The organism is Streptomyces sp. NBC_00873 (assembly GCF_045207415.1).
GTDB lineage: Bacteria > Actinomycetota > Actinomycetes > Streptomycetales > Streptomycetaceae > Streptomyces.
In genome coordinates this window covers 5,811,876-5,828,475 of the sequence record NZ_CP108803.1, presented here as the reverse complement: position 1 = coordinate 5,828,475, position 16,600 = coordinate 5,811,876, and the positions used below count along the sequence as shown (strand labels likewise).

Below are 16,600 nucleotides of genomic sequence, written 5' to 3'. Positions count from 1 at the left end.
GTGAACCCGTCTGCGGCAGCGTTCGCGCAACACGGTGTGATCGTCATACTGACGCAGAGTGATCGGCATGGATGTCATGCCGCAGCAGCCTCCGGAGTCCCCCCAGTCGGATCACGCGCCCCCTTCATCCGATCCGTACGATTGCCCACCGCAGACGTCGTCGCTCCCCGGCTCCGAACCGCCGGCCGAACCCCCGCCGGTCTCGTTGCACACGACGCTGCGCCGGGCCGCGGTCGGTGCGGTGGCGGCTGCCGTGCTGGTCACGGGTGCGGTCGTGTCCGTACCGGACGAGGAGAAGGAAGCCGCGCCGCCGCCCGTGCCGGGACCGGTCATGCGCGCCCTGACGGCGACGAACGCGGGCGCCCCCGCCTCCCTCGCCGATCTGACGGCGCTGATCGGGGACCGGCAGAGCTGGGTGGGCACGCATCCGTCCGACGCGCGGTCGTGGGCGGTACTCGGATCGGCGTACGTGGAGTGGGGGCGGCGTTCCGCGGACGCGGCCTACTACGGGCGGGCCGAGCAGGCGCTGCGGCGCTCGCTGGACGTACAGCCGGGCGACCGGGGGAACACGGCGGCCTGGGTGGGGCTGGCGGCGCTCGCCAACGCACGGCACGACTTCGTCACGGCGAAGAAGTGGGGCGAGAAGGTACGGGCCCGGCAGCCGAAGGACTGGACGGCGTACCCGGTCCTGATCGACGCGTACAACGGGCTCGGCCAGTACACGGCGGCGGGCCGGGCGGTGGAGAAGTTCACGGCGCTCCGCTCGGGCGTAGCGGCGCTCTCGTGGACGGCGCAGATGTACCGGAACGAGGGCCGTCGCAAGGACGCCCTGGCGATCGCGCAGGATGCGGCGAACCGGGCCACCACCCCCGCCGAGAAGACGGACTCCTTGTTCCGGCTGGGCGAACTGGCCTGGGAGCGGGGCGAGCCCGAGGAGGCGGTGGCGCAGTACAGCGCGGCCCTGCGGGCGGACCGCGCCCACCCGCCGTCGCTCGCGGGCCGGGCGCGGGCGCTGGCGGCCCTGGGCCGTACGGACGAGGCGCAGCGCGACTACCGGGCGGCGCTGTCCCGGCGCTCAAGCCCCGCATACATGCTGGAACTCGGCGAGTTGTACGAGTCGCTGGGGCTCGACGACGACTCCCGGGGCCAGTACACGAAGCTCCGCAGAACCCTGGCCCAGGAGAGCGGCCACGGGGTCGACGAGTCCCTCCTCCTCGGCCGCTTCGAGGCCGACCACGGTGATGCGTCGCGGGCGGTGGAGCTGCTGCGGGCGGAGTGGGACCGACAGCACCACAGCGCGGCGGCGGCGGACGCGCTGGGATGGGCGCTGTACAGATCGGGCGACTCGCAGAGTGCGCTGACATACGCGCAGCAGGCGGCGGACACGGGTGGTGGGACGGCCCTGTACGCGTACCACCTGGGCATGATCGAACGGAGCCTGGGGAACCACGGCCCGGCCCGCCGCCACCTGGAGGCGGCGCTGCGCACGAACCCCCACTTCAGCCCTCTGGACGCCCCATCGGCCCAGGAGGCCCTGGACCAGCTGGGCCGGACCCCGGCGGGCGACCCGCAGGAGGTGCCCGCGGCACCCGAACCGACGTCTCCCGCGGCACCCCCTCAGCAGTCCCCGGAACCGTCCAGGACCCCGTCCGCGCAGCAGGGCGTCCTGATGGCGGCACCGGCCGGAACGACGGGGACCACGGGCGCTCCCGCGCCCCCGGCCTCGCATGCGCCGGGCAGCCGCTGACGGGGCGCGGCGGGGGGCACGAGAGACGGGGCCTCCGGATCCGCCGGAAACCCCGCCTTCACGTAGGAGCCACCTGGGCTCAGAGGTTGCCGCGCTTCTCCTGCTCGCGCTCGATCGCCTCGAACAGGGCCTTGAAGTTGCCCTTGCCGAAGCCCATCGAGCCGTGGCGTTCGATCATCTCGAAGAAGACCGTCGGGCGGTCCTGAACCGGCTTGGTGAAGATCTGCAGCAGGTATCCGTCCTCGTCGCGGTCGACGAGGATCTTCAGCTCGCGCAGCGTCTCGACCGGTACGCGGGTCTCGCCCGCCCATTCGCCGAGGGTGTCGTAGTACGAGTCGGGGGTGTCCAGGAACTGGACGCCGGCCGCGCGCATCGTGCGGACCGACGCGACGATGTCGTTGGTGGCGAGGGCGATGTGCTGGACGCCCGCGCCGCCGTAGAACTCCAGGTACTCGTCGATCTGCGACTTCTTCTTCGCGATCGCCGGTTCGTTGATCGGGAACTTCACCTTCAGGGTGCCGTCGGCGACGACCTTCGACATGAGGGCGGAGTACTCGGTGGCGATGTCGTCGCCCACGAACTCCTTCATGTTGGTGAAGCCCATGACCTTGTTGTAGAAGCCGACCCACTCGTTCATCCGGCCCAGTTCCACATTGCCGACGCAGTGGTCGATGGCCTGGAAGGTGCGCTTGGCGGGCGGTTCGACGATCGGGGCCACGGCCACGAAGCCGGGGAGGTACGGGCCGTCGTAGCCGGAGCGCTCGACGAGGGTGTGGCGGGTCTGGCCGTACGTGGCGATCGCGGCGAGCACGACCGTGCCGTGCTCGTCCTTGACCTCGTGCGGCTCGGTGAGACCCAGGGCGCCGTGCTCGACGGCGTACGCGTACGCCGCCCGTGCGTCCGGGACCTCGATGGCCAGGTCGACCACGCCGTCGCCGTGCTCGGCGACATGGTCGGCCAGGAAGCGGCCGTGGTCGGTGGACGCCTTGATGACGGAGGTGAGGACAAAGCGTGCCGAACCATTGGTCAGCACGTAACTGGCGGTCTCGCGGCTGCCGTTCTCCGGTCCGGAGTAGGCGACGAGCTTCATGCCGAAGGCGGTCGAGTAGTAGTGCGCGGCCTGCTTGGCATTGCCCACGGCGAAGACGACCGCGTCCATTCCCTTGACCGGGAAGGGGTCGGCCTGCCGGACGGTGTCAGGGGTGTTGTGCAGCGTCTCAGTCATAAGGGAAGGCTCTCCCTGCATCGCAAGGTGCGCAATAGTTCGCGTTTTCGCTGAGCAGTCTGTACACAGGTTTGCTTGGATGGGCGGACTATCTGTACATGGTGACCATGGGGGGATACGTATGGCGATCGATCATCTGGACGGGCGGCTCATCGTGCTGCTTGCGCGCGAGCCCCGGATCGGGGTGCTGGAAGCGTCGCGCCGGCTCGGGGTGGCCCGCGGCACCGCGCAGGCGCGCCTCGACCGGCTTCAGTCGAATGGAGTCATCCGCGGATTCGGCCCCGATGTCGATCCGGCGGCTCTCGGCTACCCCGTCACCGCCTTCGCCACCCTGGAGATCAAGCAGGGCCAAGGCGCCGACGTGCGGGCCCATTTGGACGGCGTGCCGGAAGTTCTGGAGCTGCACACCACCACCGGGCACGGCGACATGCTGTGCCGGCTCGTCGCCCGGTCCAACGCCGACCTTCAGCGGGTGATCGACCGGGTTGTCGGTTTCGATGGCATCGTCCGGGCCTCCACGGCGATCGTCATGGAGAACCCGGTGCCTCTGCGCATCATCCCGCTCGTCGAGCAGGCCGCGGAGGACAGCGACTGAGCCGAGTTACAAAGAAGATGTTGCAAAGAATCGTTGCAAAGGATCCTTTGCAAGTCTACAGTCGAGACATGGCAGCGAACGAAGTCGGCGGCGAGAAGCCGCTCGACCCGAACATCCACCGCGTCGACGTCCGCGCCCTGCGCGTGCTGGCCCACCCCCTCCGGATCCGCCTGCTCGGCGCCCTCCGGGAGTTCGGCCCCGCCACCGCGTCGAAACTGGGCGACCGGCTCGGCGAGTCCAGCGGCGCCACCAGCTACCACCTGCGGCAACTGGCCGCGCACGGCTTCGTCGAGGACGACCCCACGCTCGGCAAGGGACGCGAACGGTGGTGGCGGTCCGTGCACATGGGCACCGCATTCGACCGCATCGAGGACTTCATCCGCGACCCCGACCCGGAGGTGCGCGGCGCCATCGGAGTCGTGCTGCACGAGGTCGCCACCACGCACACCCAGGAGCTCAACACCTGGCTCGGCACCATGCACGAATGGCCCGAGCAGTGGCTGCGCGGCTGGGACGTCAGCAACTTCAAGGTGCGGCTCACCCCGGAGCTCTCACTGGAGCTGGCCGAGAAGATCCACGACCTGATCGACAGCTACCGCGACCGGGTCCCCGAAGGCACCGAGGGTTCGGCCGTCGTCCGCACCCATCTGCACATGTTCCCGCGCCCCACCGACTGAGAGGAATCCACCATGCACCCCGACACGCACCTGACGCTGCAGCAGCTCCGCAACACCGAACTGCGCCGGCAGGCCGACGAGTTCCGCATGGCGCGTACGGCCCGGGCGCCTCGGGCAGCGCACCGGACCCTGCGTACGCGGCTGGGCTGGGGACTGGTCGAGCTGGGCCTGCGCGTCCTGCCGGACCGGCACGTCCTCTCCGCGTCCTCCCCTCGCGCGGTCTAGGCATGGACGGGGGGAACCGCAAGCCGCTCGCCGCGCTTCTCGCGGCCAACTGCATATCCACCGCAGGCACTTCGCTCACCCTGATCGGGGTGCCGTGGTTCGTCCTGCAGACCACGGGCAGCGCCGGCCGGGCCGGTGTCGTCGCCTTCTGCGCCACACTGCCGATCATCATCTCCGCAGTCATCGGCGGGCCCGTCATCGACCGGATCGGACGGCGCCGGATCTCCGTCGCCTCCGACACCGTCTGCGGACTCGCCATCGCCACCATTCCACTGCTCCACTACGCCGGGGCGCTCGAATTCTGGATGCTCTGCGCCCTGATGGCACTGAACGGACTCGTCCACACCCCCGGCAACACCGCGCGCTACGTCCTCCTGCCGGACCTCACCGAACACGCCGGGACCACGCTCACCCGCGCCGCCAGCCTCTTCGACGCCACCTCACGCGGTGCCAGGATGACCGGCGCGGCACTGGCCGGGGTGCTGATCGCGCTCGTCGGCGCGGAGACCGTGCTGCTGCTGGACGCGGCGACCTTCGGCGCGTCCGCGCTGCTCATCACGGCAGGCGTACGAGGGGTACGGGCGGCCGAGCCGCGAAAGGCGGCGGCACGGGCCTCACTGCGCACGTACAGCCACGAACTGCGCGAGGGATACGCCTACTTGTTCTCCAACCGGCTGCTGCTGGCCGTCGTGGTGATGGTGCTCTTCATGAACGGCACCGACCAGGGCTGGAACGCCGTACTGCTCCCGGTGCACGCCGAGCGCGAACTGGGCGGCGCACCCCAACTCGGGCTGCTCACCGCACTGTTCGGGGCAGGCGGGCTGACGGGCGCGCTGGTGTACGGGGCGGTGGGACACCGGTTCTCGCGGCGTGCGGTGTTCACGGTGTGCGTGGTGCTGTGCGGCGGACCGAGGTTCGTGGTTGCCGCGCTGACGGACACGACGCTGCCGCTCGCGGTGACGATGTTGCTGGGCGGCCTCGCCGGCGGGGTCCTGAACCCGATCCTGACGACAATGACGTACGAACGCGTACCGCAGCAGCTGCGCAGCCGGGTATCCGGGGCGCTCACCGCAGGCTGCGAGCTGGCGATGCCGGTGGGCGGGCTGCTGGCGGGGCTGCTCGTGGAGAGCATCGGGGCGGACGGCGCGCTCCTGGCGCTGGGCGCGGTCTACACGCTGGCGACGGTGAGCCCGATGATCTTCCCGGTATGGCGCACGATGGACGACCGGCCGTCCGCGGAGGAGCGCGCGGAGGCGAAGGCCGACGCCGCCCGCACGTAGGGCACCGGCCCGCCCTGCGTCAGCAGCTCGGAACCTTGGCCCCCTTGTCCAGGGCCGTGAGCGAGGACACCGCGCTCTTCAGTGTGGTGACCGGGATCAGCTTGAGCCCCTTGGGGAGTTCGGCGCCCGCCGCCTTGCACTCGGCCTTCGGTACGAGGAAGACAGTGGCGCCGTCGCGCCGGGCGGCCTGGGTCTTCAGCGATACGCCACCGACCGCGCCGACCGTACCGTCCGCCTCGATCGTGCCCGTGCCGGCAACGGTGCGGCCACCGGTGAGATCCCCGCCGGAACCGTTGCCGTCGAGCTTGTCGACGATGCCGAGCGCGAAGAAGAGACCGGCACTGGGCCCGCCCACATCGGCGAGGTGCAGGGTCACGTCCACCGATCCGGGCGCCTTGCCGAGGTACCGCAGGGCCGCGTCCACGGCGGAGTTCTGCGACTTCTTCATGTCCTCGAGGTTGTGCTTCTCGATCTGCTTCTCGGAGCCGCCGGTCGGGTAGACCGAGTCACGGGGCAGGACCGCCCGGTCGGTCCGGAACCAGCCGTCGATCACGTCGCCGATGCCGACGTCGGCGGTCGGCCCGGTCGCGAGGATGGTCGTCATCCGCAGCTGACCTCCGGTGGGGCGGACCGACGCGCCCTTGATGCTGATCACGGGCGTGCCTCGGACGTCCCCGAGTACGTTCGCAGTCGTGCCCGGCTGCGCCACGGTGAACGGCAGCGGCGCCAAGGCGGCGACGCCGAAGAGGGCGACGACGGGCAGGGCGCACAGGGCGAGGGCGCGGGGGCGCGAGAGACGAGTGAGCACCCTCCCAATCTAACCTGGCCGGGTTCATCCGCCCGGCCGGTCCGGGGAGGGGCGAACCCGTCCGCCCGGCCGGTGGTCCGCCCGCCCGGCCGGTCCGCCCTCGGGCTCCGGACGGGTTCGACAGGCCCGCCCGGAGCACGGACCCAGCCCGCCCGAAGACGAGCCGGCCCGTCCGGCGGCGGAGGACAGAGCGGCCACCGGACGACCCCGGTACTACCGCAACGCGTCCGCGACCTCGCGCGCCGCGTCGACGACTCGCGGGCCGACCCGTTCCGGTACCGCGTCCGCCAGCATCACCACGCCCACGCTGCCCTCCACGCCCGTGACCCCCATCAGTGCCGCTGCGGCGCCGCTCGCGCCCGCTTCCAGCTCGCCGTGCGTGAGCGTGAACGCGGGCTCGGACCCCGGCTTCGCCCGTGCGGCCAAGATCGCCCGGCCTGCGGCGCCCTTGTCGAGCGGATGACGGAAGCCGGCCCGGTAGGCCACGTGATAGTCGGTCCAGGTCGGTTCGACGACGGCAACCGCCAGCGCATCGCTGCCGTCGACCAGCGTCAGGTGGGCAGTGGCTCCGATGTCCTCGGCCAGGGACCGCAGCGCGGGCAGCGCAGCCTCCCGTACCAGCGGATGCACCTGGCGGCCCAGGCGCAGCACGCCGAGTCCCACCCTGGCCCTGCCGCCCAAGTCACGGCGTACCAGGGCATGTTGTTCCAGTGTGGCCAGCAGCCGGTAGACGACGGTGCGGTTGACGCCGAGTTTGTTGGACAACTCGGTGACGGTCAGGCCGTGGTCGGTGTCGGCGAGCAGTTTGAGGACTCGTAGTCCCCGGTCGAGCGTCTGGGAGGTCTCCGCGGTCACGACGCCCTCTCCTCTTTGGTGAGCGGCGGCGGCTGGCTCCCACGGAATGTGCGCCATCGGTCCCAGCGGCGACGCACGGAGAGGCCGCCGGCCTGGCCAAGGCAACCGGCTGCGCTCCGCGGCGGCACTGCCACGGGGCGTGCATTTTTTGGGACAGTAGCGAGTCCGTCCGCTCAGCGGAAGACCTCGTCCAGAATCCGGGCATCAGCGGAAGTGGAATTGCGGTGAGGAAGCATGAGCACCGATCAGCGCGGCGCCGGCCGAAGCCTGGACGTCTACGCGCGTCCAGGTCGGCCGACGGCTCGGCGCGAGCTCCGTACACCGGACGTGAACGGGCGTTAACTCGCCGTGAACGTCTGTTGCGCAACTTTTCCGTTCACGAGCACCTCACAGGCTCTGATCACCCTCGCCGCCAGGCCGAGGGTGACCTTGGCGTGGACCTTGCCGCCCGGGTCGACGACGGCCGGCGAGAGGCCGACGCCCAGGGCGAGGACCGCTGTCCCCGCCCGGGGCCGGCCCGCCGCACACCCCACACCCGGCGTTGCCACGCCGGACACACATGCCTTGCGTTTGATCATTTCAATTCATGGTCAACTCTTACGACAACTACCTGGCCCCATTGATAAAGTGACGCACCGCATATCGCCCACACGAGCGACATACGGGAATCATTGGGACTACGGGGAAGGTAACCACCAGTGGCGTGGGACGAGTGGGAGCAGCTGAAATCCGAGGCGGCAGAGAGACACTCGGCTCAGATGCAATTGAACCAAGTCGAACCAGGCGGCGGAGGGCCGGTTCCCCAGGGTGATCTGAAGGTCGATCAGCAGGACCTGGCGGCGATCGGCAATACCGCATACCGGATGTACGGAGATCTCGAGAAGGCCGGTGACCACGCCCGCGCCGCCACCCAGAAGGCCGCCGGAGGCCTCAAGTCGGAGACCTTCGCCATAGGCGCAGCCCTCGATCACGTGGCCTCACGGTGGATCGACCAGGTCCGCTCCCTGCTGGACGCCTGCGCCCACATCTCGAACCACCTCGATTACACCAAGGGCGCCCACGCCGGCGACGAGGTCTACATCGGCACGATCATCAGCAACATCGACACGCTCGACAAGGGCTTCGACGAGGGGTCGGGCCGCTGATGGACCTCGACTCCCTGCGCTTCGCGAACTTCTCCGACCTGGACGCGGCCATCACCGACTGGGAACAAATGGTCGCAAAGCTCAAAACCCTCCAGGGTGACGCCAAGGACGACCTCAAAGCCAAGTCGGACAAAGCGAACTGGGCCGGTGAAAATGCCACCGTGACCCGCGCTTTCGTGGACAAGACGGCCGGAGAATTCGCCGACGCCCACACCCAGGCCGAAACCATCACAAAGATCCTCACCGACACCCGTGGGGAACTCGTCGGCTACCGCACAGAGCTCAACGCCGCGATCCACCGCGGGGTGCAGAAGAACCTCACCGTCCAGGACATGGGCGAGGGGTCCTTCACCGTCACCATGAACATCCACCCCGACCGGGCGGCGAAGGGCACCACGCTGCCCGAGCACACCCAGCAGGACGTCGACGCGTTCCGGGACGAAATTCAGAACATTCTGAAGAAGGCCACGGAGAGCGACACATCGGCGGCGAAGGTACTCACCCTCCTCGTCGACCAGGCCAAGTACGGCTTCTCCGATGCCAGCTACTCGGACCGCGACTCCGCGGCCAAGGCGGTGGCGGAGGCGGAGAAGATGGCGAAGATCCTCAAGAAGGACCCGCACGACGTCACGCTGACCGAGCTCAACACGCTCAACACCACCCTGGCCGCCTACAAGAACGACCCGCTCTTCGCCGAGCGGTTCGCCACTCAGGTGGAGCCGAAGAAGGTCCTGGAGTTCTATGCCGGAATCGCCGATCCGTACCAGGGGTACGGGACCGACCGGAAGCGTCTGGAACAGGCGAAACAACTCCAGAAGAACCTCGGCATCACGCTGGGCACGGCCACACTCTCCGACAGCGACACGATGGAGCGCTGGGAACGGCAGATGGTGAAGCTGGGCCCGGACCGGCTCGGCATCGACGACGCCAATGACCCGACGGGTTTCGCGGTCATGAGCAACCTCATGCGTTTCGGCGACTACGACGACCAATTCCTCAACGACTACGGCGACAAGCTCGTCGCGTACGACAAGGAACACAACGTCAAGAACATGAGCCCCTGGATCAACAACTGGAACCAGGGCGACCTCAACTTCTACGGCAAGTACGACCGGGGCCGCGACCCGATGACCGGCTTCCTGGAAGCCCTGGGCCACAACCCCGACGCCTCGACCCAGTTCTTCGCCCAGCCCGACGGCGCGGGAGCCGCGGTCGACAAGGAATCCGAGGTGAACGACCACCTCAAGTACCTGACCAAGGACCGGATCTGGCTGTCGGACTCCCCCATGATGGGCGGGGACATCAAGGTCATCGCCGGTCACGATTCGCTCGGTCACGCCCTGGAGTCCGCCACCACCGGTTACGCGTACGACGCCGACCCGATGTCCGGCAAGGACCCGATGGTCCCCGGCAGCAGAGACCACCGGACGGCTGCGACGGCAGGCGTCATGGAGCAGGTGGCGTTCCTGTACGGGAGCGAGGACGGCCCCAAAATGCTGCATGAGCAGTCACAACTGGCCGACAGCCTGGGGAAGATGGGCGCCGCGTACATCGACGACATCGACTACAGCCTGTCGGGTGTCGGGGACTCCGCGAAGGACGACGGGGCCTTCCCCGCCAAGTACGGGGGGCGGGCGAACTTCGGCAACCAGGGTGCCATCGACTTCCTGAGCGTGCTGGGTCAGGACGAGACCTCGCACGGGGTGGTCTCGGCGGCGCAGCACCTGTACACGCTCAGCGCGCTGGACGCCTTCCCGGCCACCAGCGAGGCGAACATCGACAGCGCCCACGACGCGCTGACGACGGGTGCCGACGCACGAGGCATTCTGGACCACTCGCGCGTGCAGCAGGCGGAGACGACGTACAAGGCCGACTCCGAAGATGCCAACAAGTCCCTGGGACGTTCCGGGGACTGGATCAAGCTGGGCACCGGAGTGGTCGTCGGAGGCGGTATCGCGGCGATCCCCCTGCCCGGCAGCACCGCGGCGGCCCTGGTCGTCGCACCGATGGTTGCGGACACAGCCGGCGAGGCCCTCAACACGTTCATCGGCCACCAGGTCGACAAGGGCATCGACGGCGCCGAGGACGACCCCACCGAGAAGTCCCAGATGACCAGCCGGGAATTCTACGGAGCGGGCACCAAGCAACTCGGCGGCGCCTACGCCACCTATCTCGACAACAACCCCCAGATCGGGGACGCCAGCGACCAAGGCAATTGGACACAGGACATCAATTACAGCTACGACAACGGCTCGTCCCAGAACGACCATCGCGGGCGGCCCCCGTACAAGGACTGATCGATGGGACGGGGAAAAGTCGGACATGCGAGAGGCAGGAAGTCATGAAGGCGACACTGCGCTGGGCCGTGTGCGCGGTTCTCGTTGCCACCGGGGCCACTGCGTGCGGCGACGACGAGACCGGGACCGAACAGCCGAAGGTGCTTTCCGCATCCCAGGTCTGCGACGGATCCCTGGGGCCCTCGGGCGCGGCCGCGCTGAAGCGCGTCAGCACGACAGACCGTTTCACGGAACTCGACGGCACCAATGAGATCGGAGATCCGAATGCGTTCTCCCTGCCGCTCGCCGCGAAGCGTCTCCATGACGATCTGAGTGACCGGAACCTGTGCCAGCCGTACAAGGCCGACAACGACAGCGACTTCCCCGTGCTCCGCATCGACTTCGAGGCGAGGGCGAGCCACTCGGATCCGAAAAAGGTGGCCACGAAAGGCGCGGACGACCTGGTCGTCTACCCGCTCGGGGAATTCGCGGTCACGCACGAGGACGGCGGCGCCACTCTGGTCTTCGCGTGCCCCACGGAGGGGGGAGGAGAAAGCACGCCCTATGTGAGGGCGAACCTCACTGTGACGAGGGGGCAGATCGCGCCGGACAGTATGGAGAAGGACCAGATGGCCGTCCTCAACGGTGTGTCCCGCGCCCTGGCCGAGGAACTGGGCTGCGCGGCGCAGGCGAAACTGCCCGCCGAAGTACCCGACGCCCTGGCCGCCGCCGGCTGACAGCCCGGCCCCCGGTTCGCGGGCGGATCGATCCGCCCGCGAACCGGGGGCCGTAGGTGCCGGCTCACCGCATCCGGGTGGCCCACTCCTGGACCTTCTGGATCCGCTGCTGGATCTGCCCGGCCGTCGCCTCCGCGCTGGGCGGCCCGCCGCACACCCGCCGCAGCTCGGTGTGGATCACCCCGTGCGGCTTGCCGCTCTGGTGCGTGTACGCCGACACCATCGTGTTGAGCTGCTTGCGCAGCCCCAGCAGCTGCTTGTGCGTGACCACCGGCCGGGCCTCCGCCGGCTTCTCCAGCAGATCAGCGTCCCCGGCCGGCTTCTGGCGGCTGTGCGCGATCTGCCGGGTCTGCCGCTTCTGGAGCAGCAGCTGCACCTGGTCGGGTTCCAGCAGCCCCGGAATCCCCAGGTAGTCCTGCTCCTCCTCGCTCCCCGGGTGCGCCTGCATGCCGAATTCGGCACCGTCGTACAGCACCCGGTCGAAGACCGCGTCGGATTCGAGGGCCTCGAAGGGCAGCTGCTCCTCGGTCTCCTCGTCCTCCAGCTTCTCGGCGTCGGCGAGGAGCTTGTCCTCCTCCGCGAACGGGTTCTCCTCGTCGCTGCCCTTCTTGGGCTTGTCGAGGACGTGGTCCCGTTCGACCTCCATCTCGTTGGCGAAGTCGAGGAGCATCGGGATGGTCGGCACGAAGACGGAAGCGGTCTCGCCGCGCCTGCGCGAGCGCACGAAGCGCCCGACGGCCTGGGCGAAGAAGAGCGGCGTGGAGATGGTGGTGGCGTACACGCCCACGGCGAGGCGCGGCACGTCGACGCCCTCCGACACCATCCGGACCGCGACCATCCACCGCGAGTCGTCCTCGCTGAACTTATCGATCTTCTTCGACGCGGCCTTCTCGTCGGAGAGGACCACGGTCGCCTTCTCGCCGGTGACCTTCTTCAGGATCTTCGCGTACTCGCGCGCGGACTCCTGGTCGGTGGCGATCACAAGCCCGCCCGCATCCGGAATGCCCTTACGCACTTCAGTCAGCCGCTTGTCGGCGGCGCTCAGCACATTGGGGATCCAGTCCCCCGTGGGCGACAGGGCGGTGCGCCACGCCTGCCCGATGGCGTCCTTGGTCATCGGCTCGCCGAGCCGGGCCGCGATCTCGTCACCGGCCTTGGTGCGCCAGCGCATGTTGCCGCTGTAGCTGAGGAAGATCACGGGCCGGACGACGCCGTCGGCGAGCGCGTTCCCGTAGCCGTAGGTGTAGTCGGCCGAGGAGCGCCGGATGCCGTCGTTGCCCTCCTCGTACGCGACGAAGGGGATCGGGTTGGTGTCGGACCGGAACGGAGTACCGGTCAGCGCGAGCCGCCGGGTCGCCGGGTCGAACGCCTCCTGGCACGCCTCGCCCCAGGACTTCGAGTCACCGGCGTGGTGGATCTCGTCCAGGATCACGAGGGTCTTGCGCTGCTCGCACCGGTTGCGGTGCAGCATCGGCCGGACGCCGACACCCGCGTAGGTGATCGCGACCCCGTGGTACTCCTTGCTCACGGGGCCCGCGCTGTACTCGGGGTCGAGCTTGATCCCTATCCGGGCCGCGGCCTCGGCCCACTGCTTCTTCAGGTGCTCGGTCGGCGCGACGACGGTGATCTGCTGCACGACGTGGTGGTGCAGCAGCCATGACGCGAGGGTCAGCGCGAAGGTGGTCTTCCCTGCGCCGGGCGTGGCGACCGCGAGGAAGTCACGCGGCTGCTCCTGGATGTACTTCTCCATGGCGCCCTGCTGCCAGGCTCGCAGCTTGCCGGCCGTGCCCCAGGGGGCGCGGCCGGGATAGGCGGGTGAGAGGTGGTGGGAGGCGGTAGTAGTCACGGTCTCCGGTTCGGGGCTCTCGGGTACGTGGGGCGCTGTCCGTACGGGCCGGGACGGGCTCGTACGCGATACGACAACCGGGCCACCTTACCGGGGTGCCGGGCAGAACCCCGTATGGACGAGCGGCGGTTCGGCCCCGCTGAGACCCTCTTCACAGAGGCGCGCTACACGGCGAACCCGGGGAGCCGTTCCGCGATCCTGGGCATGTCGAGGGACCCCTGGCACACGTCCAGCACGAACTTCTCGGCCTCGTCGACATCGAAGTCCACGCTCAGGCGATGCCCGTTGATGTGCAGGAAGACCCAGGTCGCATACCAGGCGATGCGCTTGTTGCCATCGACGAGCGCGTGGTTGCGCGCCAGGGACTCCATGAGTGCCGCGGCCTTCTGCCAGACGTCCGGATAGGCGTCCTGGCCGAACACGCTCGCTTGCGGGCGGGCGAGTGCCGAATCGAGCAGCCCGTAGTCGCGTACCTCGGCGGCCCCGAGGCGCTCGGCAAGGTTGAGCAGCTCGGGAAGTGTCAGGTATTTCATCAGGCGAGCCTCCGGTTGAGCTCCTCACTCACCTTCAGCACGTGGTCCGCCGCCTCGTCGAAGAGGCGCGAGTGTTCGTTTATGGCGGTGATCACCGCGTCGTGGGCGAACGACTGCATGCTCCGCCCTTCCGACTCGGCACGCGCGCGCAGTGCGTCCAGCTCTTCCTCGGTGAACCGCAGATTCAGACCAGCCATGCACGGATGGTACCGCGCGGTACCACGCGGCACTAAGGCTTGGTCCGCACCCGCGCCGCCACCCACGTCCCCACCAGCGCCACCCCGGCCATCGGCAGGAAGACCACCGCGAACGCCCCCGGATGAGACCCCGAGGCCCCCGCCTCCACCGCCTCGTGCACGGCTCCCACCGCGCCGCCGCCGAGCGCGGCGAAGGCCGCCCCGCCCGCGGCCAGCAGCAGGACGTTCGACAGCCCGTCGGAGATCTGGAGGGCGGCCGAGTTCGCCCCCGCCTCCTCCGGCGCCGACAGTTTCAGCAGCAGCACGCTCGTCGATGCGATCACCATGCCCATGCCGAAGCATCCGAAGGCCCAGGCCACGGCCACGGTCCAGACCGGCACCGAGTCGATCAGCACGGACGGCGCGGCTGCTATCGCCGCGGCGACCAGCACCATGCCGCCCACCATCAAGCGCTCCCGGTGCGGCTCAAGGCGCGGCCGGGACTGTACGTACGAACCCAGCGCCCAGGTCCCGCCCCCGGCCGCGAGCGAGAGCCCGGCCATCGTCGGGCTCAGGCCGCGCTGGGTCACCAGCATCAGCGGTACGAACGACTCGGCGGCGATGAACGACCCGGCCGCCACCCCGCGCAGCAGCACCACCGAGGGCAGCCCGCGCGCCGCCCGGCCCGTGCCCGGGGGCAGCAGCCCGCGTACGGCGGGGACGAGCAGAGCAACCCCCGCGACGGCCGGAATCAGCGCGAACCAGTTCCGCTCCTGCCCGGCGTACTGGAGCAGCCCCGCCCCCAGCGAGATCCCGAGCGCGAGAAGGATGCGGCGCCGGTCGTACGGCTCGACGGGCGCCGCGGGATCGGCCGGCCCCGACGCCCGGCGCCGGATCGCGGGCAGCGCGAGCGCCAGCGGGAACACCACGAGGACGGGGATGCCGATGAAGACCCACCGCCACCCCAGGTGCTCGGTCACACTCCCGGCGGCGAGCGGCCCGACGACGGACGGGATCACCCAGCTCGCGGCGAACGCGGCCATGATCGACGGCCGCAGGTGCTCCGGGTAGGCCCGGCTGATCACCACGTACAACGCCACGATCACCAGCCCGCCGCCGAGCCCCTGGACGGCCCGCCCGGCGATGAACATCCACATGCTGCCCGCCGTACCCGACAGCAGCAGCCCGGCCCCGAAGGCGCTGATCCCGGTGGCGAGCGGCCCGAGCGGCCCGCGCCGGTCCGCCCACTGCCCGGACAGGACCATGGCGAACAGACTGGTGGTGAAGTACGCCGAGAACGCGAACGCGTAGAGCGGGATGCCGTGCAGCTCACGGGCGGCGACCGGCATCGCGGTCCCCACGGCCGTCGCCTCGAAGGCGATCAGGAACACGACGGAGACGATGCCGATGCTCAGTGCCCGATAGGTCCGCCCGAGCACCCCTTCGGTTTCGGCGGGCGGGACCGGTATCGCCGCTTCGAAGGTGGTGCCGGCATCGGTACCGGCGTCTCGTGGTTCCAGGGCACTCATGAGCCCAAGAGTAAGGGGCAAGATCTCGGTTGAGCCCTGTCGCGAGGCGGTCCGCCGCTCGTCCGTTGGTCGTAGGACCGCGGAGCCGATCGTGAACGCGGTATGGCACTCGCATTGCGGCCCGCCCCGTTCTCTTGAGTGGCCGGGTCACCCGCCCCTACGGTCGAATCACAGCAAGGAACGCACGGCCGTGTGCCCGAGTGGTTCAGGGGCTCGACTGCAACTCGAGTTACACCGGTTCGAATCCGGTCACGGCCTCCACCCGGTAAGCCCGCCCAGCACGCGTCATACGTCTGCACCGGGTCCCCACATACGAAAGGCGACCACCCTGCGCGCGGCGCGGGCAGTCGCCTTCTCTCGTATGGTCCGGAACTCAGGAGGCGATCGTCGTCTCTTCCTTGAGCGCTTCCTTCACCATCTCCCGCAGGTGTGCCTCGTCCTCCTTGCTGAGCGAGGTCTGCACGAGCTGACCGCCGAACTTGGCGATCTCGGGGACGACCTTGTCGCGGGCGGACTTCCTGACGAGCACGAAGACGGCGGCGGCGCCGGGCCGGAGATTGGTGCTCAGCTCCTTCATGAAGTCGTCGTTGACACCGGTGTCGACGACGGACCCACCGGCGGCGCCGGCCGCGGCGCCCACCGCGGCACCGAGGAACGGCACGAGGAAGAGCAGCCCGATGACGCTCCCCCACAGCGCGCCGCCCGCGGCACCGTTACCCACGTGGTTGACGGCCTGATGCAGCTTGATCTTGCCGTCCTTCTCACGCCGTTCGACGACGACGACGTCCTCCAGCTCGACGAGGTGCTCGCGGTTCATGGACAGCAGCTTGTCCCGGACCTTGTCGGCGGTGGCGAGATCGTCGTAGGCGATGACGAACAGATTGCTCATGCGGCTGACTCCTCCTCGTGGTGCGTTACCGCACCAACCATAGAGGAACTGCTGTTA

17 protein-coding genes and 1 tRNA gene are annotated in these 16,600 nt (G+C 69.2%); 9 read left to right on the top strand and 9 right to left on the bottom strand.

Features of this window, described 5'->3' with window-relative positions; genetic code table 11:
- The first annotated feature begins 67 nt into the window (after window positions 1–67).
- Window positions 68–1,747 carry a tetratricopeptide repeat protein gene (locus OH809_RS26955; protein ID WP_406515728.1) on the top strand — a complete coding sequence of 560 codons (1,680 nt, stop codon included), beginning with the start codon at window positions 68–70 and terminating at the stop codon, window positions 1,745–1,747.
- Window positions 1,748–1,826: 79 nt separating this feature from the next.
- Here the strand turns inward: OH809_RS26955 and hppD are convergent, their stop codons facing one another.
- Window positions 1,827–2,972 carry a 4-hydroxyphenylpyruvate dioxygenase gene (gene hppD, locus OH809_RS26950; protein WP_406419898.1) on the bottom strand — a complete coding sequence of 382 codons (1,146 nt, stop codon included), beginning with the start codon at window positions 2,970–2,972 and terminating at the stop codon, window positions 1,827–1,829.
- Window positions 2,973–3,093: 121 nt separating this feature from the next.
- Between hppD and OH809_RS26945 the strand changes: the two genes are divergently transcribed.
- The 4 genes from OH809_RS26945 to OH809_RS26930 all read left to right on the top strand — a co-directional run bounded on the left by OH809_RS26945 (window position 3,094) and on the right by OH809_RS26930 (window position 5,749).
- Window positions 3,094–3,567, top strand: coding sequence for an Lrp/AsnC family transcriptional regulator (locus tag OH809_RS26945; RefSeq protein WP_266985129.1), 474 nt, complete (start codon window positions 3,094–3,096; stop codon window positions 3,565–3,567).
- Between the two features lie 68 nt (window positions 3,568–3,635).
- Complete coding sequence (locus OH809_RS26940) at window positions 3,636–4,244, top strand: ArsR/SmtB family transcription factor (RefSeq protein ID WP_406515727.1); 609 nt, start codon at window positions 3,636–3,638, stop codon at window positions 4,242–4,244.
- Between the two features lie 12 nt (window positions 4,245–4,256).
- Window positions 4,257–4,469, top strand: a complete 213-nt coding sequence (locus OH809_RS26935) for a hypothetical protein (RefSeq protein ID WP_406419902.1) — start codon at window positions 4,257–4,259, stop codon at window positions 4,467–4,469.
- A 2-nt stretch (window positions 4,470–4,471) separates the two neighbouring features.
- The gene (locus tag OH809_RS26930; RefSeq protein WP_406515726.1) at window positions 4,472–5,749 is read left to right on the top strand and encodes an MFS transporter; all 1,278 of its coding nucleotides are present in this window, start codon (window positions 4,472–4,474) and stop codon (window positions 5,747–5,749) included.
- Between the two features lie 19 nt (window positions 5,750–5,768).
- Here the strand turns inward: OH809_RS26930 and OH809_RS26925 are convergent, their stop codons facing one another.
- From OH809_RS26925 to OH809_RS26915, 3 genes are all read right to left on the bottom strand, one after another.
- A complete protein-coding gene (locus OH809_RS26925; protein WP_406419906.1) occupies window positions 5,769–6,557 on the bottom strand; it encodes a S16 family serine protease in 789 nt (262 codons plus the stop codon).
- 213 nt (window positions 6,558–6,770) lie between these two features.
- Window positions 6,771–7,412: an IclR family transcriptional regulator gene (locus OH809_RS26920; RefSeq protein WP_406419908.1), complete on the bottom strand. Its 642-nt coding sequence runs from the start codon at window positions 7,410–7,412 to the stop codon at window positions 6,771–6,773.
- A 338-nt stretch (window positions 7,413–7,750) separates the two neighbouring features.
- The gene (locus OH809_RS26915) at window positions 7,751–7,990 is read right to left on the bottom strand and encodes a hypothetical protein (RefSeq protein WP_406515725.1); all 240 of its coding nucleotides are present in this window, start codon (window positions 7,988–7,990) and stop codon (window positions 7,751–7,753) included.
- Window positions 7,991–8,110: 120 nt separating this feature from the next.
- Between OH809_RS26915 and OH809_RS26910 the strand changes: the two genes are divergently transcribed.
- Genes OH809_RS26910 through OH809_RS26900 form a run of 3 tightly spaced genes read left to right on the top strand, consistent with a single transcriptional unit; the run spans window position 8,111 to window position 11,570 of the window.
- Complete coding sequence (locus OH809_RS26910; RefSeq protein ID WP_406515724.1) at window positions 8,111–8,557, top strand: hypothetical protein; 447 nt, start codon at window positions 8,111–8,113, stop codon at window positions 8,555–8,557.
- Window positions 8,557–10,854, top strand: a complete 2,298-nt coding sequence (locus OH809_RS26905) for a hypothetical protein (protein WP_406515723.1) — start codon at window positions 8,557–8,559, stop codon at window positions 10,852–10,854. Before OH809_RS26910 ends, OH809_RS26905 begins: the two co-directional genes overlap by 1 nt.
- A gap of 44 nt (window positions 10,855–10,898) precedes the next feature.
- On the top strand, window positions 10,899–11,570 hold the full coding sequence (locus OH809_RS26900) for a hypothetical protein (RefSeq protein ID WP_406419915.1): 672 nt from the start codon (window positions 10,899–10,901) through the stop codon (window positions 11,568–11,570).
- A 64-nt stretch (window positions 11,571–11,634) separates the two neighbouring features.
- On the opposite strand, the gene OH809_RS26895 is transcribed toward OH809_RS26900, so the two are convergent.
- The 4 genes from OH809_RS26895 to OH809_RS26880 all read right to left on the bottom strand — a co-directional run bounded on the left by OH809_RS26895 (window position 11,635) and on the right by OH809_RS26880 (window position 15,654).
- On the bottom strand, window positions 11,635–13,416 hold the full coding sequence (locus OH809_RS26895; RefSeq protein WP_406515722.1) for a DEAD/DEAH box helicase: 1,782 nt from the start codon (window positions 13,414–13,416) through the stop codon (window positions 11,635–11,637).
- Window positions 13,417–13,580: 164 nt separating this feature from the next.
- On the bottom strand, window positions 13,581–13,949 hold the full coding sequence (locus OH809_RS26890) for a type II toxin-antitoxin system death-on-curing family toxin (protein WP_406419919.1): 369 nt from the start codon (window positions 13,947–13,949) through the stop codon (window positions 13,581–13,583).
- Entirely contained in the window at window positions 13,949–14,146 is a 198-nt protein-coding gene (locus OH809_RS26885) for an Arc family DNA-binding protein (RefSeq protein ID WP_383973851.1), read from the bottom strand. Before OH809_RS26885 ends, OH809_RS26890 begins: the two co-directional genes overlap by 1 nt.
- Window positions 14,147–14,178: 32 nt before the next feature.
- Window positions 14,179–15,654, bottom strand: coding sequence for an MFS transporter (locus OH809_RS26880; RefSeq protein ID WP_406419921.1), 1,476 nt, complete (start codon window positions 15,652–15,654; stop codon window positions 14,179–14,181).
- Between the two features lie 186 nt (window positions 15,655–15,840).
- Between OH809_RS26880 and OH809_RS26875 the strand changes: the two genes are divergently transcribed.
- Window positions 15,841–15,915 (top strand) — tRNA-Cys (locus OH809_RS26875).
- A 112-nt stretch (window positions 15,916–16,027) separates the two neighbouring features.
- Here OH809_RS26875 and OH809_RS26870 read toward each other — a convergent pair.
- A complete protein-coding gene (locus OH809_RS26870) occupies window positions 16,028–16,543 on the bottom strand; it encodes a DUF1269 domain-containing protein (RefSeq protein ID WP_406419923.1) in 516 nt (171 codons plus the stop codon).
- Between the last annotated feature and the right edge of the window lie 57 nt (window positions 16,544–16,600).